Consider the following 8,364-nt stretch of genomic DNA (forward strand, 5'->3'; position numbering starts at 1 on the left):
TACGCGGCAGGGGGGCTTGTGGACGACGCACACGCAACGGTCGGCGCGGACGGAACCGGCGCCGCGGCCGGCGCCGGTGTCAGGACCGAGGCGCTCGGACTCAAGGGGCCGCGGGGCTGGGCCTTCCGCGGCGTCACCCTGGACGCGGGGCCCGGCTCGCTGATCGCGATCGAGGGACCGTCCGGCTCCGGCCGCACGTGTCTGCTGCTCGCACTCACGGGACGGATGAAGCCCACCGAAGGAGTGGCCGCCGTCGCCGGGTTCAAACTCCCCCGTCAGATGGCGGCCCTGCGCCGTGTCGGCGCGGTGGCGAACGTGACCGGCGTGACCGACCTGGAGCCGGCCCTCACCGTCGGGGAGCACCTGCGCGAACGGGCGCTGTTGCAGCACCGGTTCGGTGACTCCCTGCGCCAACTGCTGCGCCCCCGCGCCCAGCGCGCGTACGAGGCACGACTGCGGGTCGACGCGGCCCTGGCCGCCGCCGGACTCGACCTGGAGACGCTCCCGAAGGGCTCCCGGACGGCCGTGCGCGACCTGGAACGGCCGCAGGAACTGCGCCTGTCCCTCGCGCTGGCCCTGCTCGGCCGGCCCCTGCTGCTCGGGGTGGACGACGTCGACATGAAGCTCTCGGACGCCGAACGCGCCGAGATGTGGGACCTGTTGCGCTCCCTCACGCGCGCGGGCACGACCGTCCTGGCCGTGTGCCGCACCGCTCCCGAGGACTGCGTCAGCGTCTCGACCGAGCCGGAGAAGGAGGACGCCGGTGATGCGCTCACCGAGGCTGGCCGCGCTTGAGCTGAGGCGCTTCGGGCGCGGGAGGCTCCCCCGGGCCGCCCTCGTCGCCCTGCTCGTGCTGCCCCTGCTCTACGGCGCCCTGTACCTGTGGTCGTTCTGGGACCCGTACGGCCGTCTGGACCGCATCCCGGTGGCCCTGGTGAACGACGACAAGGGGGCCACGGCGGGCGGGAAGAAGATCACCGCCGGTGACGACATCGTCGACGGGCTGCGCGACAGCCGGACCTTCGAGTGGCACGAGGTCTCCGACGCGCAGGCCCGCGCGGGCGTCGAGGACGGCACCTACTACCTGTCGCTGACCATGCCGGCCGACTTCAGCAGCCGGATCGCGTCCAGTTCGGGCGACTCCCCGGAGACCGGCGCCCTGCGGGTGCGCACCAACGACGCGAACAACTACATCGTCGGCCAGATCTCCCGCACGGTCTTCAACGAGGTGCGCTCGGCCGCGTCCACCAAGGCCTCCCGGAGCTTCCTGGACAAGATCTTCGTGTCCTTCTCCGACATCCACGACAAGACCGTCACGGCCGCGCGGGGCGCCGACAGGCTGAACAGCGGGATCGGAAAGGCGGAGAAGGGCTCCAAGGACCTCGCGGACGGTCTGAAGGACGCCAAGGGCGGCAGCGGCAAGCTGGCCAAGGGCCTGAAGAAGCTCGACACCGGCTCGGGCGACCTCCAGGAGGGCTCACGGCAGGTCGCCGACGGCACCCAGGCGCTCGCCGACAAGGTCGACGGCGTCTACGCCCAGGCGGGCCCGTTCCTGAAGCACAACGAGAAGACCATCGGGGACACCGCGCGGCTGGTCTCCGACTCGGCCAAGGCGGTCAAGGACAACCTGGACGTGCTGGTGAAACTGGCGCCGGGTGCCGCGAAGACCGCGCACGCCTCCTCCGCCGTCCTGGACGAGGTGTACGGCAAGCGCTGCGAGGGCGCGACGGTCCCCGACCCGGCCTGCCCCGAGCTGAAGCGGGCCAGGACGGCCGCCGCCGAGGTGGCCACCGTCGCCGACGACCTGAACACGCTGATCGCCGACCAGGACGGCGACCTGAAGACGATGGGGGAGAACCTGGGCGCGCTCCAGAAGCAGGCCGACGCCCTCGCCGAGCGCGCACCGCACCTGTCCGAGGACGTCGAGGACGCCGTCAAGAAGATCGACGAGCTGAACACCGGGGCCCACCAGGTCGCCGACGGCGCCGAGAAGCTGCACACCGGGCTGGGCACCGCCCACACCGGCGCGGTCGCCCTCGACAAGGGCATCGGCACCGCGGAGTCGGGCGCCGAGACCCTCAGCGGCGGCCTGTACAAGCTGTCCGACGGGTCGGGGAAGCTCGCCGGCGGACTGCACTCGGGCGCGAGGAAGATCCCGGACTACGACAAGCAGGACCGCGACCGGCGCACCGGCGTGATGGCCGACCCGGTCCAGCTCGCCTCGCACGACCTGCACAGGGCCCCGAACTACGGCACCGGCTTCGCGCCCTACTTCATCCCGCTGTCGCTGTGGGTCGGCGCGATGGTGGCCTACATGCTGATCCCGCCGCTCAACCGGCGGGCGCTTGCGGCCGGCGCCTCCGCCTGGCGGATCGCGTTCGCCGGCTGGCTGCCGGTGGTCGCGGTGGGCGTGCTCCAGGTGACCGCCCTGATGGCCGTGCTGCACTGGGCGGTCGGCCTCCAGATGCTGCGGGCGACCGGCACGATCGGCTTCCTGTTCCTGGTCGCGGCCTGTTTCGCGGCGATCGTGCAGTGGCTGAACGCCCGCTTCGGCGCGGCCGGGCGGATCCTCGTGCTCGCGCTGCTGATGCTCCAGCTGACCTCGGCGGGCGGCACCTATCCCGTCCAGACCAGCCCGGGCTTCTTCAACGCGATCCACCCGTTCCTGCCCATGAGCTACATCGTGGAGGCGCTGCGCCGGCTGATCACGGGCGGCGGGCTCGGCCCGGTGTGGCTGGCGTGCGGCGTGCTCGGGGCGTTCACCGCCGGCGCCCTCGCGCTGACCGCCCTCGCGGCCCGCCGCCGCCAGGTGTGGACCCCGGCCCGGCTGCACCCGGAGCTGAGCCTGTGATCCGGGGCGAGCGCCCGCACGCGCGCGTACCTGTGAGAATCGGGACCATGGAAAGCAGCAGCGCCAGGGCCGGCGGCAGCACGCGCCGCGAGGCCACCCGGCAGAAGCTCTACGAGGCGGCCGTCACGCTCATCGCCGAGCAGGGCTTCTCCGCGACCACGGTGGACGAGATCGCCGAGCGGGCCGGGGTCGCGAAGGGCACGGTCTACTACAACTTCGCGAGCAAGTCCGTTCTCTTCGAGGAGCTGCTCAGGCACGGCGTCGGCCTGCTCACCGCCTCCCTGAAGGAAGCGGCCGAGCAGGCGGCACGCGAGGGCCGCGGCAAGGTGGACGCGCTGGACGCGATGATCCGCGCGGGCCTGGTCTTCATCGACCGCTACCCGGCCTTCACCCAGCTGTACGTCGCCGAGCTGTGGCGCACCAACCGGGCCTGGCAGTCCACCCTGATGGTGGTGCGGCAGGAGGCGGTCGCGGTGGTGGAGGGCGTGCTGCGCGAAGGCGTGGCGGCGGGCGAGTTCAGCGACGAGATCGACGTCCAGTTGACGGCGGCGGCACTGGTCGGCATGGTCCTGGTGGCCGCGCTGGACTGGAAGTCGTTCCAGCCGGAGCGCTCCCTCGACGACGTGCACGCGGCCCTGTCCCGGCTGCTCCAGGGGCGGGTCAGCGGCAAGGTCTGAGCGGTGCGCACGGCCTGAGGGGTGTACGCGGAGGGCGCCGGTCCGCTGTGGACCGGCGCCCTCCTCTTCCCCGTTTCGCCACCGGGACTCCCCCGTTCTCCCCCGTTCCTCCCGGTGACTCCCCCGTACTTCCCTCCCGTACGGGCTCCCCCGTCGCGGACCCCCGTGGTGGTCGTCCCCCGAGGCCCCCGTGTCTCGCTTCCGCCGACGGATCGGCGGAAGGAGCGGCCAGGGGGCGGGCGCCGTTCCGCCGCCCCGTGCCGGCGGTGCCGGGCCGCGCCCCTCTGCCGTGCCTCCACTCTCCCGTCCGCACGTCTCCCGGCCCATCCGCGCGCGTACTCATCTGGCCGTCTGAGTACGTGTACTCAGCCGTCCGCGCGCGTGCCCACGCCTGTGGTCCGGCGCCTGACTACGATCGCGTGCGTGTCCGTACTCCCTCTGGTCTTCACGAGCGGCTGGGCCAGCGGCGTCAACGCCTACGCGGTGGTGCTGCTGCTCGGTCTCTTCGGCGCGGCCGGGGTCGCCGACGACGTCCCGCAGACGTTGCAGCGCCCCGAGGTGCTGATCGTCGCGGGCGTGCTGTTCCTGTGCGAGACCGTCGCCGACAAGATCCCCTATGTCGACTCGCTGTGGGACTCCGTGCACACGGTGGTCCGTCCCCTCGCCGGTGCCTGGGTCGGGGCGCTGCTCGCCGGGCAGAGCGGCTCGCTCTCCGATGTGGCGGCCGGCCTGATCGGAGGTTCGACGGCGCTGGCCAGCCACGCCGTGAAGGCGGGGACGCGGATGGCGGTCAACACCTCGCCCGAGCCGTTCAGCAACATCGCGCTGAGCCTCGCCGAGGACCTCGGGGTCGGGGGCATCGTGACGTTCGCGGTGTTCCACCCGGAGGCGGCGGCGGTCGTCGCGGCCGTCCTGCTGGCCGGCGGGATGCTGACCCTGCTGTTCCTCGTCTCCCGCATCCGCCGCTTCCTGCGTCGCCGCGCCCAGCGCCGGGAGGAGCGGCGTCTGGCCTCGCGAGCCCCTTGACCTGCGCCGCAGCCGCCCCGCGGCCGGGCTGTCGGTGGCGGTCGATAAAGTCACGGGCATGGCACGGATTGCGGTGATCGGCGCCGGGATGGGCGCGATGGCGGCTGCCGCCCGGCTGGCCGTCGCGGGCCACCGGGTGACGGTGTACGAACGGACGGAGACCTACGGCGGCGCGGTGCGCCGGTTCGAGCGGGACGGGTTCCGCTTCGACACGGGCCCGGGACTGCTGACGCTGCCCGCCGTGTACCGCGACCTGTTCATCAAGACCGGCAGGGAACCGCTGGAGGACCGCGTCGAGCTGGTCCAGGTCGACCCGTCCGCGCGGCACGTCTTCGCGGACGGCACGGAGGTGTCGCTGCCCAACGCCTCCCGCGCCGGCGTCGTCGCGGCTCTGGACGAGGCGCTGGGCGCGGGGGCGGGCGAGCGCTGGGGCGACTTCCTGGTGCGGGCCCGCGAGGCCTGGGACCGCACCCGCCGGCCGCTGCTGGAGGAGCCGCTGTGGCCCAACTGGCAGGTGCTGGCCGACAAGGAGCCGTATCCCGGCACCACGTACAAGCGGCTGCTGGGCAGGCGCCGCGTGGTCAAGCTGTTCGAGATCGGCAGGCGGGAACTGCGCGACCCCCGGCTGGCGCAGCTGCTGGACGGGTACGCGCTCGCGTACGGCGTCGACCCGGGCACGGCCCCGGCGAGCGCGGCCGTGCTGCCCTACATGGAGCACGCCTTCGGCACCTGGTACGTGCGCGGCGGCATCCGGGAGCTGGCGGACGCGGTGTACGAGCGGTGCCGGGAACGGCGGGTCGAGTTCGTGTTCGGCGCCGAGGTGACCCGCGTCCTGGAGAAGGACGGCCGCGCGGCCGGGGTGGAGCTGAGCACCGGCACGGTGGCCGAGGCGGACTTCGTGGTCGGCCAGGGCCCGTGGAGACTGCGCGACCTGACGGGCCGGCAGGTGTACGGCGCCGAGGCCGTCGAACCGGAGCCGGAGGACCGGTATCCGGGCCGGGTGGTCGTGTGCCTGGCGCTGCGCGGGGCGCGGGAGCCCGGCGCGGTGCACCGCACCGTGGTGCACGCGGCCGACGACGAGGGCGATCTGGACCTGTTCCGGCACGGGATGCTGCCCGACCTGCCGACGACCGTCGTCGACCGGCCGGACGACCCGGCCCTGCGCCCCGACGGGGAGCACGAGAGCGTGGTGCTGACGGCGACGGTGCCCTCGGCGACGGAGTACGACTGGGCGGCGCCCGGTGCCGCCGACGCCTTCGCGGACCGCATGGCCGCCGCCGCCGAGCGGGCCGTGCCGGGGCTGCGCGAGCGGGTGCTGTGGCGCGAGGTCCGCACACCGCTGGACACCGAGCGGGAGACGGGAGCCGGGGGCGGTGCCGTGCCGCCGCCCGCGCTGGCCGCGCCGGAGGGGGTGCTGCATCCGGCCAACTCCACGGCGCTGCCCGGCCTGTTCGCCGTCGGCGGCTGGTCCCACCCGGGCGGCGGCCTCCCGCACGCCGGCATGTCGGGCGCGCTGGTGGCCGGCCTGATCGTGGAGGGCCCGGAGTTCCGCGGCTCGCAGTGAACGGGCGCCGGTGAACGGCGGGTTCACTCTGGACGGACCCGCGGGCAACGGGCTCCCGCCGGGCGGGCCCCGGGCTGCCCGTGAGCGGGTGGGCCCGGGCGCCTGACCGTCAGAAGCGGTACTGCTCGTCGTAGCCGGCCCCGGACTGCGGCTGCTGTCCGCCCTGCTGGTGGGGGTACGGCTGTTCCGGCGGGAGTTCGCCGCCGTAGGTCTCGTCGGTGCGCTGCTGCGGCACCCACACCCCGCCGGCCGGGGTCTCACCGTGACCGCCGGTGGCGTACGGGTCCTGCGCGTAGCCCTGCTGCTGGCCGTACTGCTGGCCGTACCCCTGGTCGTAGGAGCCGTAGGGCTGGCTGCCGATGTACGGGTCGGAGTAGTTGGCGTACCCCTGCTGGGCCGCGCCGCCGTAGTCGTACCCCTGCTGCTGGCCGTAGCCGGAGTAGTCGTAGGCGTAGCTCTGCTGGTCGCCCTGCGGGGCGGTGTGCGCGTGCGCGGGGTCGCCGTAGACGCCGTAGTTGCCGGTGTCGTCGGGAAGGGGCTGCGGCTCGTAGACGGCGGTGGTCTCGGCGGCGGGGTCGGCCGCGCGGGCGGCGGCCGGGGTGAAGACGTCGTCGCGGTCGTAGTCGTCGTCGAAGTCGCCGTGCGCCTGACCGTGGCCGTAGGGCCCGTGGCCGGTGGCGCCGGGGTCGCCGTCGTCGGCTGCCGGGGCGGACTCGGGGCCGGCGCCCTGCGGGTCCGGCGCGTGCCGGTCCGCCCGGCCGCGGCGGCGCTTGCTGCCGGTCGCGGCCTCGGGGACGGGCCGCTTGACCGCCCAGCCGGAGGCGAAGCCGCGGCGGAACGACAGCGTGACGTAGGTCTGGCCGACCGCGAAGGCGATCGCGCCCAGCCCGATCACGATGACGGACGGCATCAGCACGCCCACCACGACGCCGAGGAAGCCGCCGAAGGCGAGGAGGCGCCAGCGCAGCCGCGCCTTGTACTGCAGCAGCACCTCGCCCAGCAGCCACAGCGCGACGCCGCCGAACGCGATGTAGAGGACCGTCCAGCCCATGTACGCCCCTCTCCCAGTGGCCGCTACGCAGTGTGTCGTATCGCGATGCGGCCGGTCTAGGCCTGCGGGGGGTGGTGCAGGCCCAGGTTCTCGTAGATTTCCAGGGTCGCCGTGGAGTTGTTGAGCGTGATGAAGTGCAGTCCGGGCACTCCCTCGGCCAGCAGCCGCGCGCAGAACTCCGTGGCGAAGTCGATACCGATGGAGCGTACCGCCGCCGGATCGTCCTTCGCTGTGAGGATGCGCTCTTTCAGGACGTCCGGGACATGGGCGTTGCTGAGCTTCGGCAACCGTTCCAGCATCTTCACACTGGTGACCGGCAGGACTTCCGGGATGACCGGGGTCCCGCAGCCCGCGGCCGCCACGCGGTCGCGCAGGCGCAGATACGACTCCGGCTGGAAGAACATCTGCGTGATGGCGTAGTCGGCACCCGCACGGCACTTGTCCACGAAGTGGGCGACGTCGGTGTCCCAGTCCGCGGAGCGCGGGTGCATCTCCGGGAACGCGGCGACGCCCACGCAGAAGTCGCCCGACTCCTTGATGAGCCGGACGAGTTCGGCCGCGTAGGTCAGGCCGCGGGGGTGCGGCACCCACTCGCCCATCGGGTCGCCGGGCGGGTCGCCGCGCACGGCGAGCATGTTGCGGATGCCGGCGTCCGCGTACTGGCCGATGATGTTGCGCAGTTCGGCGATGGAGTGGTCGACCGCGGTGAGGTGGGCGACCGGGGTGAGCGTGGTGTCCGCGACGATCTGCTGGGTCTCCTTGACCGTGCCCGCGCGGGTGGATCCGCCGGCGCCGTAGGTCACGGAGACGAAGTCGGGGGCGACCGCCTCGACCCGCCGGAGCGCGCTCCACAGGTTCCGCTCACCCTTCGGGGTCTTCGGCGCCGAGAACTCGAACGAGTACGTCGTCTTGCCGGTGGCGAGGATGTCGCGCACGGTGCGTGCGCGATCAGTCCTGGTGGATGCGGTTCCGAGGGCCATATCGGCAGGTTAGCCAGGGGTCGGCGGTCCCCCAACCGGATGCCGGTAATTTGCCCGATTTGCCGCTCTCCTGTCCAGCAGATGGACAGAACGGCCCCGGAACCCGCCGTTTCGGAGGCTCTAGGGTCTTTCGTTTGGATCAGGCCGGATCAGGGAGCGGGGTCTGGTGCCGTGCATCGCAAGGCGGAGGAGGGCGCCATGGCGGAGCCATGGCA

7 protein-coding genes are annotated in these 8,364 nt (G+C 73.0%); 5 read left to right on the top strand and 2 right to left on the bottom strand.

Annotation, left to right across the window (positions count from 1 at the left end; all coding sequences use genetic code 11):
- Window positions 1-18 precede the first annotated feature (18 nt).
- The 5 genes from AB0946_RS33465 to AB0946_RS33485 all read left to right on the top strand — a co-directional run bounded on the left by AB0946_RS33465 (window position 19) and on the right by AB0946_RS33485 (window position 6,118).
- On the top strand, window positions 19-795 hold the full coding sequence (locus tag AB0946_RS33465) for an ATP-binding cassette domain-containing protein (protein WP_366764446.1): 777 nt from the start codon (window positions 19-21) through the stop codon (window positions 793-795).
- Window positions 767-2,851: a YhgE/Pip domain-containing protein gene (locus tag AB0946_RS33470; RefSeq protein WP_366764447.1), complete on the top strand. Its 2,085-nt coding sequence runs from the start codon at window positions 767-769 to the stop codon at window positions 2,849-2,851. The genes AB0946_RS33465 and AB0946_RS33470 overlap by 29 nt, the downstream gene beginning before the upstream one ends.
- Window positions 2,852-2,898: 47 nt before the next feature.
- Window positions 2,899-3,528, top strand: coding sequence for a TetR/AcrR family transcriptional regulator (locus AB0946_RS33475; protein ID WP_366764448.1), 630 nt, complete (start codon window positions 2,899-2,901; stop codon window positions 3,526-3,528).
- Between the two features lie 423 nt (window positions 3,529-3,951).
- Window positions 3,952-4,554: a DUF4126 domain-containing protein gene (locus tag AB0946_RS33480; protein WP_366764449.1), complete on the top strand. Its 603-nt coding sequence runs from the start codon at window positions 3,952-3,954 to the stop codon at window positions 4,552-4,554.
- Window positions 4,555-4,612: 58 nt separating this feature from the next.
- Entirely contained in the window at window positions 4,613-6,118 is a 1,506-nt protein-coding gene (locus tag AB0946_RS33485; RefSeq protein WP_366764450.1) for an NAD(P)/FAD-dependent oxidoreductase, read from the top strand.
- 109 nt (window positions 6,119-6,227) lie between these two features.
- Here the strand turns inward: AB0946_RS33485 and AB0946_RS33490 are convergent, their stop codons facing one another.
- Together AB0946_RS33490 and metF are read right to left on the bottom strand one after the other, a co-directional pair.
- Window positions 6,228-7,169 carry a hypothetical protein gene (locus AB0946_RS33490; RefSeq protein WP_366764451.1) on the bottom strand — a complete coding sequence of 314 codons (942 nt, stop codon included), beginning with the start codon at window positions 7,167-7,169 and terminating at the stop codon, window positions 6,228-6,230.
- 56 nt (window positions 7,170-7,225) lie between these two features.
- Window positions 7,226-8,149 carry a methylenetetrahydrofolate reductase [NAD(P)H] gene (gene metF, locus AB0946_RS33495; protein ID WP_366764452.1) on the bottom strand — a complete coding sequence of 308 codons (924 nt, stop codon included), beginning with the start codon at window positions 8,147-8,149 and terminating at the stop codon, window positions 7,226-7,228.
- Window positions 8,150-8,364: the final 215 nt, after the last annotated feature.

Origin of the sequence: Streptomyces sp. NPDC046870, from assembly GCF_040704595.1 — a bacterium.
In the GTDB taxonomy this organism is placed as follows: Bacteria; Actinomycetota; Actinomycetes; order Streptomycetales; family Streptomycetaceae; genus Streptomyces; species Streptomyces argyrophylli.